The sequence below is a fragment of the Serratia sp. BIGb0234 genome (assembly GCF_024809915.1).
GTDB classification, from domain to species: domain Bacteria; phylum Pseudomonadota; class Gammaproteobacteria; order Enterobacterales; family Enterobacteriaceae; genus Serratia; species Serratia liquefaciens.
The window spans coordinates 16,556-38,713 of the sequence record NZ_JANUEI010000006.1 but is presented as its reverse complement, the minus strand read 5'-3'; the positions used below and the strand labels follow the sequence as shown (position 1 = coordinate 38,713).

Below are 22,158 nucleotides of genomic sequence, written 5' to 3'. Positions count from 1 at the left end.
ATGATGAAAAGTGAGTATATCGATCGTCCGGCGGTGCTGGCAGAGGTGAACGCCGCCTTTTACCGTTACGAACAGGCGCTGATCGGCAATGATATTGAGGTGCTGGATGAGTTGTTTTGGCACGATGGTCGTACCGTCCGTTACGGCGCGACGGAGAATTTGTACGGCATCGATCAGATCCGTGACTTCCGCCAACAGCGTCCTTCCAAAGGGTTGGATCGCCTATTGGAGAACACCGTTATCACCACCTACGGTGACGATATGGCCGTCGCCAGTACCGAATTCCGCCGCCCCGGCAGCGAAAGCGTTGGCCGCCAGATGCAAACCTGGGTCAAATTGCCCTGCGGTTGGCGCATCGTCGCCGCGCACGTGAGCTTGATGGCTTAAGGCAAACCCGGCGCACAAAAAATGGATAGTCTGGCATGTTGAGCCTTATAGTCGTCAGAGGTATTACCTTTAGCTAACTGAGGCTACTTATGACTACGGCTACATCGATAAAAATTGATGATGAGCTCAAGCAACGGGTACAACAAATCGCGGCCACGCGTCAGCGAAGTGCGCACTGGATTATGCGCGAGGCTATCCGTGAATACGTCGAGCGAGAAGAAAAGCGCGAAGCGCTGCGCAAAAGGCCGTGGCATCCATTCGTAGCAGCATCAATATCCTGGCCCATCATCCTCAGGCCGGTCGGCCCATTGAAGATATGGAAATTGAATTTAGGGAATGGCCGAACGATTTCGGCAACAGCGGCTATATTGCCCTGTATCATTTTGATGGCAGCACCGCTGTACTGCTGGCAGTGCGCTATCAAAGTGAAGCCGGTTACTGACCGGGTCCCTCAACACCAGTACGCCATAAAGTTAACGGTGGAGCGATCGAGATCGCGTTCGCCAATCAGATAACGGCGTAGCGCCTTCACCGCGGAAGACTCTGCCGCAACCCAGGCGTAGAAGCTTTTCGCCCCTTCGGCTCGTTCCCACAGCAGATCGCCGCCCAAACTGTTTTCCGCCAGCGACTGCGCTTGCGTCCGCGCCGATTCGGGAATATTTACCCGTTGGCGCACCGACTCCACCAGCAGCGTACCGTGCATCTGCTGATGCCCGACGTCACGCGGCAGCCAATAGACCTCGGCGAATGGGAAGCGATCCATGTTCAGGCAGTCGCCCGCCACAGGAACCTCGAAGAAAGCCTGTACCCGCGGCGGATTGGCCCGCTGCGCCAGCTGTTCCAGAATGCCTACCGCCGCCGGTACCGCCGTCTCGTCGGCGATTAACAGCGCCTGCTGCAGCTCGCTCGGGGGAACCCATTCGTAACCGCCGCTGTCACCGTCAAAATCGGCATTGGGGGCTACGGTTTGAATAACATCCCCCGGTTTGGCATGGGTCGCCCACGCCGAGGCCGGGCCGTTCACGCCATGCAGCACAAACTCGACGTCCATTTGATTCTGTTCGGCACGCAGCGCCCGCAGCGTATAGGTGCGCATCACCGGGCGTTGATCTTTCGGTATCGCCATATAGTCGCGATACCAGTCGTCGCTGTTTTCCAGACGCAGAATCTGCCCCTCTTCGGCCGGGAACAACAGTTTGATGCGCTGATCCGGCGCCTCCAGCTTCATGCGATGGACATCCGGCCCCTCAAAAACGCAACGCAGCAAGGAAGGTGATACGTTTTCTTTTATTTTCAGTGTGATATCAAAAATTCTGTAGCTTGATGCGCCGGACATACTTGTTACTCTCCCGCAGAATTTGCACTGATGCGGTGCTGGCGCCACAGCCAGCCGCTGATACCCCCCAGCAGAACCGCCATCGTCAAAGCCGCCGCAATCAGCTGCGACTCACCATAAAATTTGGCCACCACCGGCACCATCAATGCGCTCAGGCCGTAACCCAGCGTATGGCTGGTAGCAATGGCCCCCGACCCTTTGCCGGTAGACAATTTCTCGTTCAACATCAGTTGATAACCCGGCGTCGCCATGGCTGCGCCAAAAGAGGCCAGTGCGCAACCGACATAGAATAGCGCCAAAGGCTGAGCGCACATCAGGCCCAGTCCCACTATCATCAGCACGGCGGCAATCAGCAGCAGCTGCGACGCGCTAAAACGCTGCGGGCGCACCACCAGAAACTGAGCCAACAGCGTACAGGCCGCCGCCACGCTCAGCAACACCGCAACGTGATGACTGACGGTGGTGGCGGAATGACTGAATAAACCGGTCAAATGCGGTGCCAATCCCAATTGCATCAAGCTGACCGACGCGGCCAGCAACAGTGCGCACAGCAGGTAGGGCATCATATTGAGGCGAAGTCGGTTTTGCTGATGGGCAACCGGCGGCAGCGGTGGATCGTTATGCTGGCGGCACACCACCAATAGGGCGATCAATGGCGCAAGCGCCATCAACCACAGCGGCGCCATCGGATGAATCGACAACGCCAGCGCGGCGCACAGCGGCCCCAACAGTCGCCCGCAGCTCAGCCCGGAACTGATGGTCGCCAGCGCCGACATACGCTGTTCATAGCCGGCACGCTGTAGCGCCCAGGTCTGGCTCGCTGGCACCATGCCGGACACCGTCAGCCCGTAGATAATGCGTGCCGCAATCAGGCCGCCCAGCCCCAGCGTCGATGAAAGCCAGCCAGCCGCCAACCCCCAAACCGCCAATGCCAGTAAAGCAAAACTGAACAAATACCCTGCTAACGCCATGGTTACTACGAACTTGCAGCCGCGAATTTCAGACTGCCTGCCCCACCAGGGTGACCCCACCAAAAACAGCATCGAGCCGAGCGTCAATAGCCCGGCCCAGACTGAAAGCGACAGCTGGGTCATGCTGACCAGCACCGGTAACGCCACCAGCAGGCCGTTTTGCCCGATACCCAGCAGCCCGGCGCACAACGCCAGCGGCCAGTTGGAAGGAGACGTATTCGCTATTGGCGGTGATTTAGGGGGAGATGAAATATGCATCAAACGTAAATTTACCGTTAATAAAATTATAAGGTTATGTTCAATTCATTGAAAAATTGTATCATACGACGATTGATAACAATAAATATTATTGATATAAGAATCATTCTCAATTGATTCAATAGTGAAATGGGATCATGACAATCCAGTTTGAAACCGCGACGACCGACGTGGCTGCGCAATGTTTTCTCAACGCGTTGATGCGTGAAACCCGGGACTGGCAAATCGTTCCGGCGGCCAACAACCAACAGTATCCGCAGCTTCATATTCCACTTTCGCCTTCTCAGGCTATCCGCATCACTTTACGTCACACCTCCCCCACCCAACATCACCAGTATCTGTTCCCTGCCCGCTTGCATCAGCAAGACGACGGCGCTGGTGTTGCGCTGAGCGTGGAGCAACTGGTGACCCTGTTGCTGGAAAAACCGTCGGTGAAGGGGGAACTGCCGGATGAGGTCGTTACCCGTTTCCGCCAGCGCGTACTGGAGAGTCATGACAATACCCAACAGGCGATCGCGGTTCGCCTGGACTGGCCGACGCTGCGCGACAAGCCGCTCAACTTCGCTCAGGCGGAACAGGGTCTGTTGGTAGGCCACGCCTTCCACCCGGCGCCTAAATCCCATGAACCTTTCGACGAACAGCAGGCGCGCCGTTACCTGCCAGATTTTGGTGCCCGTTTCCCGCTGCGCTGGTTTGCCGTCGATAAAAACCACCTGTGCGGCGACAGCCTGAACCTGACGTTGCAGCAGCGCCTGCAGCGTTTTGCCGCCGAAAGCGCACCGCAACTGCTGGCGCATTTTACCGATGACGTCTGGCTGTTGCCGATGCATCCGTGGCAGGCCGACCATTTACTGACTCAGACCTGGTGCCAGGAACTGGTGACCCAGGGATTACTCAGCGATCTGGGCGAAGCCGGCGAGCGCTGGCTGCCAACCAGCTCTTCCCGCTCGCTGTACAGCGCCAGCAATCGCGACATGATTAAATTCTCCCTCAGCGTGCGCCTGACCAACTCGGTGCGTACCCTGTCGGTAAAAGAAGTGAAGCGCGGCATCCGTTTGGCTCGTTTGGCGCAAACGCCACGTTGGCAGCAACTGCAGGCACGTTATCCCACCTTCCGCGTGATGCAGGAAGACGGCTGGGCCGGGCTGCGTTCTGCGGACGGGACGATTCAGGAAGAAAGCCTGATGGCACTGCGCGATAACCTGCTGTTTGAGCAGCCGGAAAGCCAGACCAATGTGCTGGTAACCCTGACCCAGGCCGCACCGGACGGCGGCGACAGCCTGCTGGCAGCGGCGGTGCGGCGTTTAGCCGCCCGACTGAATCTGCCGGTGCAACAGGCCGCTCATACCTGGCTGGATGCTTACTGCCAACACGTCTTACTGCCGCTGTTCAGCACCGAAGCCGATTACGGGCTGGTGCTGCTGGCCCACCAACAAAATATTCTGGTGGAAATGCAGCAGGATCTGCCGATCGGCATGCTGTATCGCGACTGTCAGGGCAGCGGCTTTACCCGCGATGCCGGGCCGTGGTTAGAAGAAATTGGCGAGGCCGAGGCGGAAAACCGCTTCAGCGAACAGCAGTTACTGCGTTACTTCCCTTACTACCTGCTGGTGAACTCCAGCCTGGCGGTCACTGCGGCGTTAGCCGCGGCCGGCTTCGACACTGAAGAACAGCTGATGGCCCGGGTGCGCGATGCGCTGAGTGGTCTGCGTGCCAACGCCAAAAACACCCTGTGTCTGGACTACGTCCTCGACAGCAGCCACTGGAACTGCAAAGGCAACTTCTTCTGTTATCTGCATGACCACAACGAAAACACCATCGTCGATCCGGCGGTGATTTATTTCGACTTCGTCAACCCGCTGCGCCAGGGAGCTGCTCAATGATGCCGCAAGCCAAACTGACGCATGCCGGCAACGGTTTTTGCTGCGAGCAGCTGGGAAAGGCGCTGCAACTCAGTCTGGGCCTGGACGGTAGCGCGGTGTTGCACTATCCGGGGCCACTGCCGCAGGACTGGCTGGTGCAGGCGCTGGACCAGTTGCTGGTGGCGGCACCGCAGCTCAGCGGTGTCACCTTGCCCTATGCGCAATGGTGCGAAGAACCGCAGGCACAGGCGCTGTTCGCGTTAGCCAGCAGTGACTATCTGGCGCGCGAAACCTTTTATCAGTTACCGCTGTGGCTCGGTGCCGAGCGCCACTCCGCGTCCGGGAAAATGCAGTATGACGCCGAGCGTAGCCTGTGGTTCCCACAGCGCCCCGCACGCCCCAGCGGCGAGGTGTATCACCGTTACGATCCGCAGCTCAAGCGAACCCTGAGCTTCCGCCTGCCGGAAGTGGCACACGACGCCGAGCAGTTCACCCGCTGGATGAATTCACCGCGCGTGGATGCCTTCTGGGAAATGAGTGGCCCGCTCGAAACCCAGGCCGCCTACCTGCAGCGTCAGTTGGACTCCAGCTACTGCTATCCGTTGCTGGGGTGCTTTGACGATCGCCCGTTCGGCTATTTCGAAGTCTATTGGGCTCCGGAAGATCGCATCGGTCGCCACTACCGTTGGCAGCCGTTCGACCGCGGGCTGCACATGCTGGTCGGTGAAGAAGACTGCCGCGGCGCGCAATACATCCGCAGTTGGCTACGCGGCCTGACGCATTATCTGTATCTGGATGAACCGCGCACCACGCGCGTGGTCGCCGAACCGCGCGCGGATAACCAGCGACTGTTCCGTCACCTGCCGACAGCCGGCTACCACACAGTCAAAGAGTTCGATTTCCCGCATAAGCGCTCGCGTTTGATCATGAATCAGCGTGATGAATTCTTCCGGGGGGCTTCAGTATGAACACCGTAGATTACGCCGACTGGCAGCGCGTAAACCGCCAGATGATCGCCAAGATCCTCGCAGAGCTGGAATATGAACGCACGCTGCAGGCCGAACAGCACGGCGAGCAATGGCGCATTCTGCTGGGCGACGCTCAGTATAGCTTCAGCGCCGAACGCGGCATTTGGGGTTGGCTGCACATCGACCCGGCAACGCTGACCTGTGATCAATCGCCGTTAGCCGCCGACCAAACGCTGCGCCAACTGGCTCAGGTGTTGAAAATGGACGATGCGCAGGTCGCCGAGCATCTGGAGGATTTGTACGCCACGCTGCGCGGCGATATGCAGTTGCTGTCCGCCCGTCACGGCATGAGCGCACAGGATTTGATTGCCCTGGATGCTGACGCGCTGCAGTGCCTGTTGGCCGGACACCCCAAGTTTATCTTCAATAAAGGTCGTCGTGGCTGGGGCCTGACCGCGCTGCATCAGTACGCGCCCGAATACCAGGGGCAGTTCCAACTGCACTGGGTGGCGGCTAAACGCGGCAGCTTTGTCTGGTGCGCCGACGAAGAGTATTCACTGGATAACCTGCTTAACAGCGCGATGGACAGTGCCGAACGCCAACGCTTCGACCGCCGCTGGCGCGAGCTGAAACTGACCCATGACTGGATCCCGGTCCCGCTGCACCCGTGGCAGTGGCAGCAAAAGATCGCTTTGCACTTCCTGCCGCAGTTGGCCGAAGGGGATCTGGTGGAACTGGGTGAATTCGGCGACAGCTATCTGGCGCAGCAATCTTTACGCACGCTGACCAACATCAGCCGCCGTTCCGCTTTCGACATCAAGCTACCGCTGACCATTTACAACACCTCGTGCTATCGCGGCATTCCGGGCAAGTACATCAGCGCCGGGCCGGCCGCTTCCCGTTGGCTGCAGCAGATTTTTACCGAGGACGATACGCTGAGCGCCAGCGGTGCCGAGATCCTCGGCGAGCCGGCGGCAGGCTATATGACCCACCCGACCTACGCCTCTTTGGCCAAAGCGCCTTATCGCTACCAGGAAATGCTGGGGGTGATCTGGCGTGAAAACCCCTCTTGCTACCTGCAGGAAGGCGAACAGGCCATCTTGATGGCGACGCTGATGGAAACCGACAACCACGGCCAACCGCTGATTGCCGCCTATATCGCCCGTTCCGGCCTGAGCGCTGAAGCCTGGCTGCAGCAGATGTTCAGGGTGGTGGTGGTGCCGATGTACCACCTGATGTGCCGCTACGGCGTAGCGCTGATCGCCCATGGGCAAAACATCACGCTGGTGATGAAAGATCATGTGCCGCAGCGCGTGCTGTTGAAAGACTTCCAGGGCGATATGCGTCTGGTGGATCAGGACTTCCCCGAAGCGACATCACTGCCGAAAGTGGTGAGAGACGTCACCGTGCGCCTGTCCGCCGACTATTTGATCCATGATTTGCAAACCGGGCATTTCGTCACCGTGCTGCGCTTTATCTCGCCGCTGATGAAGGCCTGTGGGGTCAGTGAAACCCGCTTCTATCAACTGCTGGCACAGGTGCTGAAAGGCTATATGGCACAGCATCCGGACATGGCGGAACGCTTTGCGTTGTTTGATCTTTTCAAACCACAAATTATTCGCGTGGTGCTCAACCCGGTAAAACTCACCTACTCAGAGCAGGATGGCGGCAGCCGCATGTTGCCAAACTATCTGCAGGATCTGGATAACCCTCTTTACTTGGTCACCAAGGAGTTTGCCCAATGAATCAGCCCCTGGATTTCATCGGCATTGGTATCGGCCCGTTCAACCTCAGCATTGCCGCACTCGGCAGTGAAGTTGCCGGTTTTAACAGTAAATTCCTCGAACGCAAGCCGCACTTTTCCTGGCATCCCGGCATGATGGTGCCGGATTGCCATATGCAGACCAGCTTCCTGAAAGATCTGGTCAGCGCGGTATCGCCAACCAATCCCTACAGCTTTCTTAACTACCTGGTGAAAAGGAAGAAGTTTTATCGATTCCTGACCACCGAGCTGCGTACGGTGTCGCGCGAAGAGTTCGCCGACTACCTCGACTGGGCCGCCAACGGGCTGAAGTCGCTGGAGTTCAGTCAGGATATTCAGAGCGTCGATTTTGACGACCAGCAGCGCCAATTCGTCGTCACTACCCAGCGTGCGACTTACCGGGCGCGCCACGTCTGCCTGGGCATAGGCAAACGCATAAAACTGCCGGACTGCGTTACCGAGCAAAACGATCGCTGCTTCCATGCCAGCGAAATGACGATGCGCAACCCGAACCTGGCCGGAAAACGCGTCACCATCGTCGGTGGCGGCCAGAGCGGTGCAGACCTGTTCCTGAACATCTTCCGCGCCGAATGGGGGCAGCCTGCACAACTGAATTGGATCTCGCGCCGCAATAACTATAACGCGCTGGATGAAGCCGCCTTCGCCAACGAGTACTTCACGCCGGACTACGTTGACAGCTTCTATGGCCTGAACGACGGTGCGAAGCAGCGCATGCTGACCGAGCAGAAGATGACCTCTGACGGCATCACCAGCGATTCGCTGCTGGCTATTTACCGCGCGATGTATCACCAGTTTGAAGTGTTGCGCGAAAAGCCCTGGGCGCACCTGCTGCCAAGCCGTTCGCTGGCGGCAATCCAGGCCGCAGGCGATGGCTGGCAGTTGGTTACCCATCACCATCTTGATCAGGGTAAAGAAACCTTCGACACCGACGTGGTGATTTTCGCCACCGGCTATCAGCAGGATCGCCCAGCGTTCCTCGAACCGCTGGCCGATCGCCTGCTGACCACCGCCGATGACCAGTTCCGCGTAGCCCCCGACTTCAGCCTGGAGTGGGAAGGCCCCAAGGAAAACTGCCTGTTTGCCGTTAATGCCGGCATGCACAGCCACGGCATCGCCGAACCCCAGCTCAGCCTGATGGCCTGGCGTTCGGCACGCATTCTCAACCGGGCTTTAGGACGCGACCAGTTCGATTTAACGTCCACCCCGGCTGTGATCCAATGGCGTAGTCGGCAGCCGGGTATTCCGTCCCGCGCCGAGCACGTCATGCTCAATTACACCGAGTTTTAACTACACACCAATATGGGACACTCTGGAAAATAACGATGAAACGCAAACACCTCTGGGTATTAAACCCTTGCCTGCTGGCGATGCTCGCCCCTACGGCCTGGGCAGAAGAACAAAAAAGCGAAGAGCAAATGGTGGTTTCCGCCAGCCGTACGCACCGTACAGTGGCAGAAATGGCGCAGACCACCTGGGTGATTGAGAGCCAGGAAATTGAGCAGCAAGTCCAGGGCGGCAAAGAGATCAAGGACATGCTGGCGCAGTTGATCCCGGGTATGGACGTCAGCGGTCAGGGGCGTACCAACTACGGCATGAACCTGCGCGGCCGCTCAATGATGGTGATGATCGACGGCGTACGTTTGAACTCATCGCGCAGCGACAGTCGCCAGTTGGATTCGATCGATCCCTTTAATATCGATCACATTGAAGTGATCTCCGGTGCTACCTCGCTGTACGGCGGCGGCAGCACCGGCGGCTTGATCAACATCGTTACCAAAAAAGGCCAGAAAGAGCAGCAGGTTGAACTGCAGATCGGCGGTAAAACCGGCTTTGGCGGCCACACCGACCACGACGAGAACGTAGCGGCAGCGGTCAGCGGCGGCAACGACAACGCCTCGGGCCGGTTGTCGGTCTCCTATCAGCGCTACGGTGGCTGGTATGACGGCAAGGGCAACGAAGTCCTGATTGATAATACTCAGACCGGCCTGCAATATTCCGATCGCCTCGACGTGATGGGCACCGGCACCATCAATATCGATGACCACCAGCAGTTGCAGTTGACCACTCAGTATTACAAAAGCCAGTCCGATGGCGACCACGGCCTGTTCCTGGGGGAAAATTTCGCCGCGGTGACCGGCAGCGCCAAGGCGTACAACAGCGGTAATCTCAATTCGGATCGTATTCCAGGCACCGAACGCCACCTGATCAACCTGCAGTACTCCAACACCGATTTCCTCGGCCAGGATCTGGTGGCGCAGGTCTACTATCGCGATGAGTCGCTGACCTTCTATCCGTTCCCGACGCTGGCAGGCAAAGCCCCGGATTATTACGTCAGCAGCATCGGCGCTTCCCAGCAAAAGACCGACTTTTACGGCGGCAAGCTGACGCTGAACAGTAAGCCGATCGAGGCCCTGACGTTAACCTACGGCATCGACGCCGAGCATGAGACGTTCAACTCCAACCAGCAGTTCTTCGATCTGGCGAAAGCGCAGCAGTCTGGCGGTATGGACCTGCAAAACGCCTATAACACCGGCCGCTACCCGGGCTACAGCACCACCAACCTGGCGTCCTTCCTGCAGGCAAGCTACGACATCAACCCTATCTTTACCCTGAGCGGCGGCGTGCGCTACCAGTACACAGAAAACAAGATTGATGACTTCGTCGGCTACAACCAGCAGCAGGCTATCGCTACCGGCGCCGCCACCTCGGCTGATGCTATCCCGGGCGGGAAAACGGACTACAACAACGCCCTGTTCAACGCCGGCCTGTTGGCACACCTGACCGAACGCCAGCAGACCTGGATCAACTTCTCGCAGGGTTACGAGATCCCGGATCCGGGCAAATATTACGGCAACGGTACCTATGCGCTGAACAACGGCCACTACCAGTTGAACAAAAGCGTCAACGTTGGCGACTCCAAGCTGGAAGGCATTAAGGTTAACTCCTACGAACTTGGCTGGCGTTACACCGGCGATAACCTGCGCACGCAGATTGCCGGCTACTACTCCCTGTCCGATAAGAGTATTTCGATCAACAAAACCGACATGACCATTAACGTCAACTCGGACAAACGCCGTATTTACGGGATGGAAGGTGCGGTCGATTACTTCTTCGAAGACAGCGACTGGAGCGCGGGCACCAACTTTAACTTCATCCGCTCCGAGACCAAGGTCAACGGCGAATGGAAAAAGCTGGTAGTGGATACCGCCAGCCCATCCAAAGTGACTGCCTATGTCGGCTGGGCGCCGGGCGACTGGAACCTGCGCCTGCAGTCACAGCAGACTTTCGACGTATCGGATGACGGCGATTACACCAAGGCCGGCTCTACCCAGGGGCGTAAAATTGATGGCTACAACACCATCGATTTCCTCGGCAGCTACGCGTTGCCGGTGGGTAAACTCAGCTTTAGCGTGGAAAACCTGCTGGATAAGGAATACACCACCGTTTGGGGCCAGCGCGCACCCATTCTCTATAGCCCGACCTACGGCTCATCCGAGCTCTACAGCTATAAAGGCCGCGGCCGTACCTTTGGTCTGAACTACTCCGTACTGTTCTGATCCATGCCCGAGCGCAATCCTGCGCTCAAACATAACGAAAAGGGCCACATCGGCCCTTTTTTACTTCTTAAAAGGATGCTGTGCCAGCCAGTGGTCAGCAATATCCTGGCGTCGACATACCCAAACCCGATCGTATTGCTCGATATAGTCCAGGAATCGCTGCAGCGCGCGAAACTTGCCCGGACGGCCCAATAAACGGCAGTGCATGCCGATCGACAGCATCTTCGGCGACTCCTCGCCTTCGGCATACAGCACGTCGAAGCTGTCTTTCAGATAGGTAAAGAACTGCTCGCCGGTGTTAAACCCCTGTGGCGAGGCAAAGCGCATATCGTTGGCCTCGAGGGTATAGGGTACGATCAGGTGCGGCTTTGTTTCACCATTGGCGCACTGCACCTCGGTCCAAAACGGTAAATCGTCTCCGTAATAGTCGCTGTCGTATTGCAAGCCACCGTGCTCTACCACCAAACGACGGGTATTGGGACTGTCCCGCCCGGTATACCAACCGAGCGGTGCCTGGCCGAACAGATCCCGCAATACCGTCATCGCCTGCTGCATGTGCTGCCGTTCGGTCACTTCATCCATCTGCTGATAGTGGATCCAGCGCCAGCCGTGGCTGACCACATCGTAACCAGCGTTTTTAATCGCTTCGACCACCTGCGGGTTACGCGCCAGCGCCATCGCCACGCCAAACACCGTCAAGGGAAGGCCGCGACGCTGAAACTCATCGTGGATGCGCCAGAACCCGGCGCGTGAACCATATTCGTAAAGGGAATCCATCGACATATGCCGTTCTGGATAGCTGGCCGCGCCGATGATATCGGAAAGAAACTGTTCGGAGCCGGCGTCGCCATGCAGCACGTTGTTTTCAGCCCCTTCCTCATAATTGAGGACAAACTGCACCGCGATGCGAGCCTGACCAGGCCAACGAGCATGCGGCGGACGACCGGCGTAGCCGATCAAATCACGGGGATAATCTTTATTGAACGCGAAATCACTCATCGTTGTTTCCCCTTACCGATCACCCGTTAAAATGACTGAACATGCCGGACAAAGGTTTTGCCCGCGGAAAATCCAGATCGCCGTGCTTGCTGGTGCTCAGACCGAGCGCGCTTAGCGATTCGATCATTTTTACCGCAGCGCTGACGCCGTCGATTACCGGGATCCCCAATTCCAGCGTCAGTTCGCGCGCCAAATCGGCCATGCCGCCGCAGCCAAGCACAATCGCCCCGCTGCCATCCTGTTGCTTAGCCCGGATGCACTGCTCACGCACTTTTTGCTGAGCCCGACCGCTACCGTCCTCCAGCGCCAACACCGGCAGATCAATCGCATGCAGCGCCGCACAGTGCCGCTCAAAACCGTATTGATGCAGTAAATGCCTTGCAATGACCAACGTGCGCGGCAGCGTGGTAACAATTGAAAAACGCGTCGCCACCAGCGTCGCCATGTGCATTGCCGCCTCGGCGATACCGACCACCGGCTTGTCGGCCAGCTCACGCGCGGCCAGCAAACCCGGATCGCCAAAGCAAGCAATGACATGACCGCTCACACCGGCTTCTCGGCCGGCTTTCACCTGCTGCAAAACGCCAATGGCAGCAATGGCTTCGTCAAAATGTCCCTCTATCGATGGCGCCCCTTCCTGCGGGCAGACCGCCAGGATTTCGGTGCCCGGCGCAGCCACCGCACGCGCCGCAGCGGCGATGGTTTCGGTCATTGCCTGGCTGGTGTTCGGATTAATGACCTGAATAATGCAGCGAGTTGTCATAGCGTCTCCCGTGGATCGGCGTCGGCAAAAATATGGGCGAAATCCGGCGTTTCATTCGCGTCGTGGTTAAACCGTAAATTAGCCACAATATCGTCAAAATGGCGGACCATATGATCTGCCAGCGCCGCGCTGTCTTTCCCCCTCAACAACGCCAGCAAATCGCTGTGATCGTGGCAGCGACATCCCTGCTGCCAGGGTGAACCATAAACGGCAATCGCCAGCGACGATCGCAAAGTGAGCTGCGACACCATTTCGGTCAGCACCTGATTACCGGCGATAGCCTGCAGTTGAACGTGAAACGCGGCGGACAGACGGATCGCCGCAGCGCCGTCCTGATCGCGGTGCGCCTGCTGTTCCTGCGCCACGATCTCTTCCATCGCCAGCAGATGATTTTCGTCGCAGTGGGCAAGCACCTGCGGCAGGTTGGTGCATTCCAGCATCTTGCGCGTCTGGAATACCTGGGTTGCCTCGTCCTGCCCGGGCGTAGCGACCTGTGCACCACGTTTGGGCAGTTGGGTCACCAATTGCACTGCGGCAAGGCGCTGCAGTACCCGACGGATCCCGGTTCGGCTTACGCCGAAGGTCTCGGCCAAGGCTTCTTCCGGCAATTTGCTGCCGGGCAGCAACCGATGTTCGACAATGGCTTTCACCAACGAGTTGTAAATATGATCGTCTTTATCTTCAATGAAATAAGTGGCCTGTTGCCCATGCCACGCGGCGTTGGTACCGATCGTCGTGCCGACCATTTTTCTGCTCCCCGTCCCCTTGAATAGTCAAATCGTATACAAGATGAAGATCTTTTGTATACAAAAAAGAAAAGTCTGGCCTGGATCCTGCAAAAGCCCTCTCAGCAACCTTTGCCAAAAAACAGATAACAACATCCGGGTGACGTTCTTGAGAGGAGCACGATTTATGCCAAACCCTAATGAAAACTACAGTCCCAAGCTGTGCAACGACGATCTGGCACCAACGCGTGACCAGAACTGGAGCTGGTACAACATTTTTTCTTTCTGGATGTCCGATGTACACAGCATGGGCGGCTATGTGGTGGCCGCCAGCTTCTTCGCCCTCGGCCTGTCGAGCTGGCAGGTCCTGATTTGCCTGCTGGTGGGGATTTGCATCGTGCAGTTTTGCGCTAACCTGGTGGCCAAGCCCAGCCAGCTCGGCGGCGTGCCCTACGCCGTCTTAAGCCGCCAGGCGTTTGGCGTGTTCGGCGCCAATATTCCGGCGGTGATCCGCGGCATGATCGCCTTCGCCTGGTATGGCATCCAAACCTATCTGGCCTCCAACGCGCTGATGCTCACACTGCTGAAATTCTTCCCGTCGCTGGAACCGATGACCCAGCCGCATTTTCTTGGGCTGTCGCAGCTTGGCTGGGTTTGTTACATCACCATGTGGCTGCTGCAGGCGATGGTGTTTTGGCACGGTATGCAGGCGATTAAGCGTTTTATCGACATCGCCGGGCCGGCGGTTTACGTGGTGATGTTCGCGCTGGCTGGCTGGATTGTATACCGAGTCGGTTTCTCTAATCTCTCCCTTACTCTGGCGAGCAAAAACCTGAGTGCCGGTGAGCAAGGCTGGCTGATGCTGACCGCCACCGCGCTGGTGGTCTCTTATTTCTCCGGCCCGCTGCTTAACTTCGGCGACTTTACCCGCTACGGAAAAAGTTTTGCTGAGGTACAGCGCGGCAATCGCTGGGGTTTACCCTTCAACTACCTGCTGTTTTCGTTGGTAACCGTGGTGATCGTTTCCGGCACCCTGCCGCTTTTCGGGCAACTGATCACCGATCCGATCGAAACCGTCACCCGCCTCGACAGCGATATCGCCGTGGCCCTTGGGTTGCTGACGATGATCGTCGCCACCATCGGCATCAATATCGTGGCCAACTTTGTCTCGCCGGCCTTTGATTTTTCCAACTGTTCGCCGCAGAAGATCAGCTTCCGTACCGGCGGGATGATTGCCGCCGTCGGCTCGTTCCTGTTGACCCCCTGGAACCTGTTCCAGTCACCCGAGCTGATTCACTACACGCTGGACGTATTAGCGGCCTTTATCGGCCCGTTGTTCGGCATTCTGTTGGTGGATTTCTACATTATCAAACGCGGTGAACTGCACGTCGACGACCTGTACAATGCCACGCCAGGCGGCCGTTACTGGTATAAAAACGGCTTCAATCCGAATGCGATTTGGGCACTGGTACCCTCAGTGATTATCGGGTTGGCGATCAGCTTCACGCCGAGTTTGCATCAGGTGGCTAACTTCAGTTGGTTTATCGGGGCAGCGTTGGGTGGGGGCTGTTATCGGATCATTGCTCGCCGGGAGTGGGCAGCCAATCAGGCGGTGACCTTCGCCAAAACGCAATTGAGCAAAGATTAAAAACAACGAAGCCCTGAGTTATTGCTAACTCAGGGCTTCTAAATGTTGGCGGAACGGACGGGGCTCGAACCCGCGACCCCCTGCGTGACAGGCAGGTATTCTAACCAACTGAACTACCGCTCCGCGCCGTTCTTCTCTTGCGAGAGGAACGAGGCGCATATTACGGTTGAGCCACTATGTCGTCAATGCCTTTTTCTTACCAAATGAACCGTTTGCACAGTTTTTCAGCTAACGGAACCCAAAGGTGATAACGCCCGGTTTATTTACGGCGAAAATACCGTTATTCCGCTTCCGTACGCCACAGGCAACTGCCGCCCTTTTTCGCTACCAAATCCAGACGCGCCTCATGGGCCATCACTTCTTCATCGCTGGCGTAGACTACTTTCATTGCCGTTGCCGGACGCACAATGCGCTGAATGTCCTGCGTCGAATTGTTGTTTTGCGTATCCCCTTCCATCTGGAAGGCCATTGACGTCTGACCGCCGGTCATCGCCAGATAGACTTCCGCCAGGATCTCGGCATCGAGCAATGCGCCGTGCAGCGTACGCTTGCTGTTGTCTATCTCATAACGACTGCACAGGGCATCGAGGTTGTTGCGCTTGCCCGGGAACAGGCGACGCGCCATTAACAGGCTGTCGGTGATGGTGCAGAAGGTATCGGTCTTCGGAATGCCCTGCTGCAGCATGCGGAATTCGTGATCCATAAAGCCGATGTCGAACGCCGCATTATGGATAACTAACTCACCGCCGCGGATAAAGTCGATAAACTCATCGGCAATTTGGTCGAACGTCGGTTTATCCGCCAGGAACTCGTCGCTGATGCCGTGAACCCCATAGGCCTCCGGATCCACCAGCCGATCCGGCTTGATGTAGACGTGGTAGTGGCGACCGGTCGGGCGACGGTTAATGACCTCGACCGCACCAATTTCAATGATGCGATGGCCTTCGTAATGCACCCCGAGCTTGTTCATACCGGTGGTTTCGGTATCGAGGACAATCTGTCTGGTGGTTGTAGTGATCATATTGCAGTGCTCACAGCGTTCGTTTATGTCAGACTTGGCTTTTATAAAACTGATAGGAAGAGTCTACCAGAGATGCTTAAACAGGTAGAAATTTTCACCGACGGCTCCTGCCTTGGCAACCCGGGTCCCGGTGGTTACGGCGCCATACTGCGCTATAAGCAGACGGAAAAAACCTTTAGCGCGGGCTTCCGCCTGACCACCAACAATCGCATGGAGATGATGGCGGCGATTGTCGCATTGGAAGCGCTGACCACGCCTTGCGAAGTGATCCTCAGCACCGACAGCCAATATGTACGCCAGGGCATTACCAGTTGGATCCATAACTGGAAAAAGCGTGGCTGGAAGACTGCCGACAAAAAGCCGGTCAAGAATGTCGATCTTTGGCAGCGTCTGGACCTGGCCATTCAGCGCCACACCGTCAAATGGGAATGGGTCAAGGGCCACGCCGGCCATCCGGAAAACGAACGCTGCGACGTACTGGCACGCGAGGCGGCCGGCAATCCAACGCAGGAAGACGTGGGTTACAAACCGGAAAACTAAGGCTGCTTGCGATAACTCTTGGTCGCGCCGACGGCGCGGCTGAGAGAAGGCTTTCGCGCCCCGAACTTCATCGGCGTTGGCGTCAACGGCAAAGTGCGCTTACGCGCCACAATCACGCTCATACACCCCAGCGCCGGTAAATGGGTGCACAAAAACTTCCCGCCCTTACGCTGCCACGGCAGCACGTGAAAACGCGACTGATGCAACACCTCATAATTCAACAGGCTCAGCCAGTCCAGCAGGCGCATTTGAGTAAACATCCGGCTGACGTAAGGCTGGCGGCGACGTAACCCTGGCACCAGTTTCCCCAACCCCAACAGACTGAACGGGTTGAAGCTGCTGATCACCAGCCAGCCGTCGTCGATCAACACGCGATCGACTTCACGCAGCATGCGGTGCGGATCGTCAGCATAGGATAGCGTGTGTGCCAGCAAACAGGCATCTACCGACTTGGCGGCGAAGGGCAATTGGTAAGCATCTGCGACTACCTGCAGGTTATCGCCTTCCAGGCTGACGTTGACCTGGTGGGAAATGGCGCATTTATCCGTTGCCAGACTGGCGCTGAGATTACCGATTTTAAGCAGGTGGAAACCAAACAGCTTCGGCCACCAGGGTTGCAACTGCCGCTCTAGCGCCTCACGATAGTATTCCCCCCACGGCAACTCGGCCCAAGACTGTGGGCTGGCGAGCTTTTGTAGAGTATGGGCTGGTTTCATGATTTATTATCTTCTTTCAAGCCGTTGCCAACGAGAGGTCCAAGATGAATCTTATCAGTATTCCCGCCTTCCAGGACAATTACATTTGGTTGTTAGATAACCAGCAGGGGCACGGCATCATTGTCGATCCCGGTGAGGCACAGCCGGTACTTGATGCGCTGGAACGCCTGAATTTGACGCCTGACGCGATTCTGTTGACCCACCATCATCACGATCACGTCGGTGGCGTAGCGCAAATTGTGGCACGCTATCCTGGGCTGAAGGTCTATGGGCCACAGGAAACTGCCGACAAAGGCGCTAACCACATCGTTCATGACGGAGAAACCCTCGAGATCGATGGCCGAAAATTCGCCGTAATCGCGGTTCCCGGACATACCTTGGGTCATATTGCATTCTATAGCGCCCCTTATCTTTTCTGCGGAGACACTATTTTTTCTGCCGGCTGCGGCAGGTTGTTTGAAGGGACCGCAGAACAAATGTACGACTCATTTCAACAACTCGCGCAACTTCCCGATAACACCTTAATTTGTTGCGCGCATGAATATACACTTTCAAATCTTAAGTTTGCGCGGGCTATTTTGCCGGAAGATCGAGGAATTGAAACATATCAGCAACAAGTTGAAGCGTTACGGGCAAAAGGCCTGCCTAGCGTCCCCACTCAGCTACAATTAGAGCGTAAAATTAACCTATTTTTACGCTGTCATGACACTGATTTACAAAGAAAATTAGGCTTTCACTCGCCACCACAGCACCTTCATTCGGTTTTTTCCGAATTACGCCTGCGAAAAGACAACTTCTGAGCTTTTAGTTGTGTTATTTGACGAAGCAAAGTATGATTGCTCGTCTTTTAAGCAACTACATTGACACACACATGAAGGCTAAAGCGATATTTCTCGCCTCAGTCTTGCTAGTGGGGTGCCAGTCGTCCAGGCAGGACGCACCGGCCCCAGAACAGCATGCACAGAGTTTGTCTTCGGCAGGTCAAGAGAGTGAAGCAGGAGAGTACACAGCGAATGGTCGAGCGAGCTCGGCGCGGTGGCTAGATAACAATAGTGGTGCCGCGCAACAGAACCTGTGGAACTTCATTAGCGACGAGCTGAAGATGGAGGTTCCGGAAAATTCCCGGATCCGTGATCAAAAAAGAAAGTACCTAAAAAGTAAGAGCTATCTCCACGATGTAACATTACGGGCAGAGCCGTACATGTACTGGATAGTCGGGCAGATTAAGAAACGCAATATGCCGATGGAACTGGTACTGCTACCCATAGTGGAGAGCGCTTTTGACCCACACGCCACGTCAAGTGCCAACGCCGCAGGGCTATGGCAAATCGTGCCGCAAACGGGTCGCAATTATGGTTTGAAAAACAACCAGTGGTATGACGGGCGACGCGATGTCGTCGCCTCGACGACTGCTGCGCTTGATATGATGCAGTATTTGAACCGCATGTTTAACGGTGACTGGTTACTGACCGTTGCCGCTTATAACAGTGGTGAAGGCCGTGTCATGCAAGCGGTTAAGGCGAATAAACGCCAGGGTAAGCCAACCAATTTCTGGGCATTGTCGCTTCCGCGTGAAACGTCAATTTATGTTCCGAAAATGCTGGCGCTGAGCGACATCATTAAAAACAGCAAGAAGTACGGTATCAATCTTCCGAAGACTGATAATACCCGTGCACTGGCGCGTATCGATGTTGGGCAGCAAATACAGTTAACTCAGGCGGCTGAGATGGCTGGGCTTTCAATCACCAAGATGAAAGCTTATAACCCAGGCTACAAAAAAGGCGTTACGGCACCCAACGGGCCCCATTACATTATGGTTCCCAAGGGTCATGCCGATCAGCTGAAAGACTCGTTGGCCGATGGCCAGATCGCAGTGACTCAGCCAACCACTCAGTTGGCGAAGAACAGCGGTTTGACAGGCGGTAGCTCGTATAAGGTTCGCTCCGGCGACACGGTATCGGGCATTGCCAAGCGGTTGAATATTAAATCCAGCGATTTGCAGAGTTGGAACAACTTACGTGCCAAGAGCACCTTAAAAGTTGGGCAAACCCTGCAAGTGGCCAGCAACACCGGCAGTAACAGCAGTATCACCTATCAGGTTCGCAAAGGTGATTCGCTGGCCAGTATTGCACGTCGTCACGGCGTCGATATTAACGACGTGATGCGTTGGAACTCAACGCTAGCCAAGGCTAACAATCTGCAACCGGGTCTGAAATTGACCCTGTTTGTCAGTGATAAGTCGTCGCCGGATACCTAAATTTTCGGCACAAAAAAAGCACCCTTCGGGGTGCTTTTTTATTGTCTGAATACGGACGATAATCACCAGTGCGGTTTGTCAGCCTCGGGATGAAACTCCACCAGCAGCGGATTATGGTCTGACGCGCTGGTCACCAGCACCGAAGCCTCCGCCACGCCCATATTGCGATAAAACACAAAGTCCAGCGGGCGGCCAAACGCCTTACGACGATGATCGTCCGTGAAGTTCACCTCACGCAGTGCCATATCGCTGGCGAACTGATACAGCGCATTGATTCGTTTGCGGCTCCAGGCATTAAAATCCCCGGCCATAATCACCGGCCCGTGGTGGTTGGCAATCTGCTCACCAATCGGCCCCAGTTGCTTACTGTAGACGTCCACGCCCAGGCTGAAGTTCACCGCATGAATATTTACGACCATCAAAAGCTGTCCGTTAAACAACGGGTAGACGGTGATTAACGCCGATTTGGCCAGCCGCAGCAGTGGTTCGCGTTCGCGTAATGGGCAGCAATACACTGGATGCGCTGCCGCCAAAGTCATCACGCCCGAAGGGTGTTGCGGCAATACAAAAGCCGGCACCTGATCGGCAGCCAGATAGTTTGACGTGGCAAAGCTCACCAGTTCAGGCGTGGTTTGCGCCTCCTGCAGCAGGACCAGTTGCGCATCCTTGCCATAGCTTTTCAACACCGAGAGCCAGTCTGCCCGTTGCTGTTTAAAGATGTTCCACACCATCACTCGCAACGCGCCGGACGTAGGCAATGCAGCCCCGGGCGGCAGCGGTTGATTAATAGCGCCAGGGAAAATTCGCTCAACTGGCTGACCTGCAACATACCTCATTGCATAAGTTCGTTTCGGCACGCTATTCGCCTATTTCCCATTAGGATGAAACTGACGGTGACATTCCCGCCAACATTGAATCGATTATACGCCTGCCCTCACCTGACGGCATGGCTTTTACGGGGTATATCCTTTCCAGTTATAGGGGCGTGAGGTAGGGATTTCAATCTTCTGACAGTATATGTGTGTAAAGGTTAGCGGTGATCGATGATAAATGCGAAAAGGCCCGCATTTTGCGGGCCAAAGAAGGGGAAAGTGTGGCTATCAAGCCAATTGCTGCCGGTACTTCTTATCCAGACGCCCGCTAACCCCCACCAGCAGCAGAGCCACCAGCACGATCAGCGCACCAATCCACGGCGTTTGCGCCAGGCCCAGCGTGGATACGGTCTGACCGCCGATGACCGATCCCAGAGCAATGCCCACGTTGAAAGCTGCGATGTTCAGACCGGAAGCGACATCTACCGCATTCGGCGTGTACTGTTCGGCTTTCTGCACCACGTAAACCTGCAGCCCCGGTACGTTACCGAAGGCGAATACGCCCATCACCACCACCGTCATCAGCGCTGCGATGCTATGGCTGGCTGTGAACTGGAACACCAGCAGCAAAACGGCCAGCGCGGCAAAGATAAAGCTGAGGGCACGGACGGCACCATGGCGGTCGGCCAATTTTCCGCCCCAAATGTTGCCAATCGCTACCGCAATGCCGTAGGCCAGCAGGATCCAACTGACCGCGGGGGCGGAGAACCCCGCCAGTTCCTGCATCATTGGCGCCAGGAAGGTGAAGGTGGTGAATACGCCACCGTAACCCAGCGCGGTGATGGCGTAAATCAGCAGCAGGCGTGGATGAGTCAGCACTTTAAACTGCTCGCCAATGCTGGCGCTGGCCTGATTTTTAATGTTGTTGGGTACCAGGATGACGCTGGCCACCGTGGCAATCACGCCAATAAGCGACACCGCCAGGAAGGTTTCACGCCAGCCAAAATGCTGGCCGATAAAGGTCCCCAAGGGTACCCCTGTCACCAACGCCACGGTCAGGCCGCCGAACATAATGGCGATCGCCGAGGCGGCTTTCTCTTTCGCAACCAGACTGGTGGCGATAGTAGAGCCGATGGAGAAGAATACCCCGTGGGCCAGACCGGTCAACAAGCGGGCCACAACCAACGACTCGTAGCTCGGCGACTGCCAGGCCAGCAGGTTGCCGAGGGTAAACAGCACCATCAGGCTGATCAGCAGCAGCTTGCGCGGTACGCGGCCGGTTAAAGCAGTCAGTACCGGCGCACCAATCGCCACGCCGATAGCATAAATGGTAACCAGCAGCCCGGCGGACGGTACTGTCACCCCCAGTTGTTCCGCGATAGTCGGGATTAGCCCGACTATCACAAACTCGGTGGTGCCGATAGCAAAGGCACTGATGGTCAATGCAAGTAATGCGAGAGGCATCTTTTTTACTCCAAATAGCGTTCAGGTTGATGGCGGCTATTATCGGCCTGTGCTTAAATGATAAAAATGCTCAAAATATCAAATGAATTTT

General features: G+C 56.4%; 20 protein-coding genes, 1 tRNA gene and 1 pseudogene. 12 read left to right on the top strand and 10 right to left on the bottom strand.

What is annotated here, in order from left to right:
* The first annotated feature begins 3 nt into the window (after positions 1 to 3).
* From hpxZ to M2407_RS19930, 3 genes and pseudogenes are all read left to right on the top strand, one after another.
* Positions 4 to 387 (top strand): oxalurate catabolism protein HpxZ, encoded by a 384-nt coding sequence (gene hpxZ, locus M2407_RS19940; protein WP_041415223.1) that lies wholly within the window; start codon positions 4 to 6, stop codon positions 385 to 387.
* An 89-nt stretch (positions 388 to 476) separates the two neighbouring features.
* Positions 477 to 653, top strand: a pseudogene (locus tag M2407_RS19935) (CopG family ribbon-helix-helix protein); the annotation flags it as partial.
* Positions 635 to 829, top strand: a complete 195-nt coding sequence (locus tag M2407_RS19930; protein WP_238387424.1) for a type II toxin-antitoxin system RelE/ParE family toxin — start codon at positions 635 to 637, stop codon at positions 827 to 829. The pseudogene M2407_RS19935 and the gene M2407_RS19930, both read left to right, overlap by 19 nt.
* 9 nt (positions 830 to 838) lie before the next feature.
* On the opposite strand, the gene M2407_RS19925 is transcribed toward M2407_RS19930, so the two are convergent.
* Both M2407_RS19925 and M2407_RS19920 read right to left on the bottom strand, forming a co-directional pair.
* Entirely contained in the window at positions 839 to 1,723 is an 885-nt protein-coding gene (locus tag M2407_RS19925; protein WP_041414248.1) for a siderophore-interacting protein, read from the bottom strand.
* A 5-nt stretch (positions 1,724 to 1,728) separates the two neighbouring features.
* Complete coding sequence (locus M2407_RS19920) at positions 1,729 to 2,952, bottom strand: MFS transporter (protein WP_259219011.1); 1,224 nt, start codon at positions 2,950 to 2,952, stop codon at positions 1,729 to 1,731.
* Between the two features lie 137 nt (positions 2,953 to 3,089).
* Here M2407_RS19920 and M2407_RS19915 point away from each other — a divergent pair, with 137 nt between their 5' ends.
* Genes M2407_RS19915 through M2407_RS19895 form a run of 5 tightly spaced genes read left to right on the top strand, consistent with a single transcriptional unit; the run spans position 3,090 to position 11,122 of the window.
* Entirely contained in the window at positions 3,090 to 4,835 is a 1,746-nt protein-coding gene (locus M2407_RS19915) for an IucA/IucC family siderophore biosynthesis protein (protein ID WP_116691239.1), read from the top strand.
* Positions 4,832 to 5,782 carry a GNAT family N-acetyltransferase gene (locus tag M2407_RS19910; RefSeq protein ID WP_128864357.1) on the top strand — a complete coding sequence of 317 codons (951 nt, stop codon included), beginning with the start codon at positions 4,832 to 4,834 and terminating at the stop codon, positions 5,780 to 5,782. The genes M2407_RS19915 and M2407_RS19910 overlap by 4 nt, the downstream gene beginning before the upstream one ends.
* Positions 5,779 to 7,527 carry an IucA/IucC family siderophore biosynthesis protein gene (gene iucC / locus M2407_RS19905; RefSeq protein ID WP_020825335.1) on the top strand — a complete coding sequence of 583 codons (1,749 nt, stop codon included), beginning with the start codon at positions 5,779 to 5,781 and terminating at the stop codon, positions 7,525 to 7,527. The genes M2407_RS19910 and iucC overlap by 4 nt, the downstream gene beginning before the upstream one ends.
* On the top strand, positions 7,524 to 8,852 hold the full coding sequence (locus tag M2407_RS19900) for a lysine N(6)-hydroxylase/L-ornithine N(5)-oxygenase family protein (RefSeq protein ID WP_044548447.1): 1,329 nt from the start codon (positions 7,524 to 7,526) through the stop codon (positions 8,850 to 8,852). Before iucC ends, M2407_RS19900 begins: the two co-directional genes overlap by 4 nt.
* A gap of 35 nt (positions 8,853 to 8,887) precedes the next feature.
* Positions 8,888 to 11,122, top strand: a complete 2,235-nt coding sequence (locus M2407_RS19895) for a TonB-dependent siderophore receptor (protein ID WP_259219010.1) — start codon at positions 8,888 to 8,890, stop codon at positions 11,120 to 11,122.
* 60 nt (positions 11,123 to 11,182) lie between these two features.
* Here the strand turns inward: M2407_RS19895 and puuE are convergent, their stop codons facing one another.
* From puuE to M2407_RS19880, 3 genes are read right to left on the bottom strand one after another with little or no spacing between them, the layout of a single operon-like run.
* Positions 11,183 to 12,121 (bottom strand): allantoinase PuuE, encoded by a 939-nt coding sequence (gene puuE, locus M2407_RS19890; protein ID WP_020825332.1) that lies wholly within the window; start codon positions 12,119 to 12,121, stop codon positions 11,183 to 11,185.
* Positions 12,122 to 12,140: 19 nt separating this feature from the next.
* Positions 12,141 to 12,884, bottom strand: a complete 744-nt coding sequence (gene hpxA / locus M2407_RS19885) for an allantoin racemase (protein ID WP_046374450.1) — start codon at positions 12,882 to 12,884, stop codon at positions 12,141 to 12,143.
* Positions 12,881 to 13,630, bottom strand: a complete 750-nt coding sequence (locus M2407_RS19880; protein WP_020825330.1) for a GntR family transcriptional regulator — start codon at positions 13,628 to 13,630, stop codon at positions 12,881 to 12,883. The genes hpxA and M2407_RS19880 overlap by 4 nt, the downstream gene beginning before the upstream one ends.
* Positions 13,631 to 13,796: 166 nt before the next feature.
* On the opposite strand from M2407_RS19880, the gene M2407_RS19875 reads away from it, so the two are divergent.
* Positions 13,797 to 15,257 carry an NCS1 family nucleobase:cation symporter-1 gene (locus M2407_RS19875; protein WP_020825329.1) on the top strand — a complete coding sequence of 487 codons (1,461 nt, stop codon included), beginning with the start codon at positions 13,797 to 13,799 and terminating at the stop codon, positions 15,255 to 15,257.
* 46 nt (positions 15,258 to 15,303) lie between these two features.
* On the opposite strand, the gene M2407_RS19870 is transcribed toward M2407_RS19875, so the two are convergent.
* Positions 15,304 to 15,380: transfer RNA gene (locus tag M2407_RS19870), tRNA-Asp, on the bottom strand.
* A 157-nt stretch (positions 15,381 to 15,537) separates the two neighbouring features.
* Positions 15,538 to 16,278, bottom strand: coding sequence for a DNA polymerase III subunit epsilon (dnaQ, locus tag M2407_RS19865; protein WP_020825328.1), 741 nt, complete (start codon positions 16,276 to 16,278; stop codon positions 15,538 to 15,540).
* A 72-nt stretch (positions 16,279 to 16,350) separates the two neighbouring features.
* On the opposite strand from dnaQ, the gene rnhA reads away from it, so the two are divergent.
* Positions 16,351 to 16,818, top strand: a complete 468-nt coding sequence (gene rnhA / locus M2407_RS19860; protein WP_020825327.1) for a ribonuclease HI — start codon at positions 16,351 to 16,353, stop codon at positions 16,816 to 16,818.
* Here rnhA and M2407_RS19855 read toward each other — a convergent pair.
* A complete protein-coding gene (locus M2407_RS19855) occupies positions 16,815 to 17,534 on the bottom strand; it encodes a class I SAM-dependent methyltransferase (RefSeq protein ID WP_020825326.1) in 720 nt (239 codons plus the stop codon). The two genes, rnhA and M2407_RS19855, sit on opposite strands and share 4 nt — an antisense overlap.
* A gap of 44 nt (positions 17,535 to 17,578) precedes the next feature.
* Between M2407_RS19855 and gloB the strand changes: the two genes are divergently transcribed.
* Positions 17,579 to 18,334: a hydroxyacylglutathione hydrolase gene (gene gloB, locus M2407_RS19850; protein WP_046374451.1), complete on the top strand. Its 756-nt coding sequence runs from the start codon at positions 17,579 to 17,581 to the stop codon at positions 18,332 to 18,334.
* Positions 18,335 to 18,405: 71 nt separating this feature from the next.
* The gene (mltD, locus tag M2407_RS19845) at positions 18,406 to 19,791 is read left to right on the top strand and encodes a murein transglycosylase D (RefSeq protein ID WP_170868526.1); all 1,386 of its coding nucleotides are present in this window, start codon (positions 18,406 to 18,408) and stop codon (positions 19,789 to 19,791) included.
* Positions 19,792 to 19,853: 62 nt separating this feature from the next.
* On the opposite strand, the gene M2407_RS19840 is transcribed toward mltD, so the two are convergent.
* Positions 19,854 to 20,648 carry an endonuclease/exonuclease/phosphatase family protein gene (locus tag M2407_RS19840; protein ID WP_071844577.1) on the bottom strand — a complete coding sequence of 265 codons (795 nt, stop codon included), beginning with the start codon at positions 20,646 to 20,648 and terminating at the stop codon, positions 19,854 to 19,856.
* A 243-nt stretch (positions 20,649 to 20,891) separates the two neighbouring features.
* Positions 20,892 to 22,067 carry an MFS transporter gene (locus M2407_RS19835; protein ID WP_020825321.1) on the bottom strand — a complete coding sequence of 392 codons (1,176 nt, stop codon included), beginning with the start codon at positions 22,065 to 22,067 and terminating at the stop codon, positions 20,892 to 20,894.
* Positions 22,068 to 22,158: the final 91 nt, after the last annotated feature.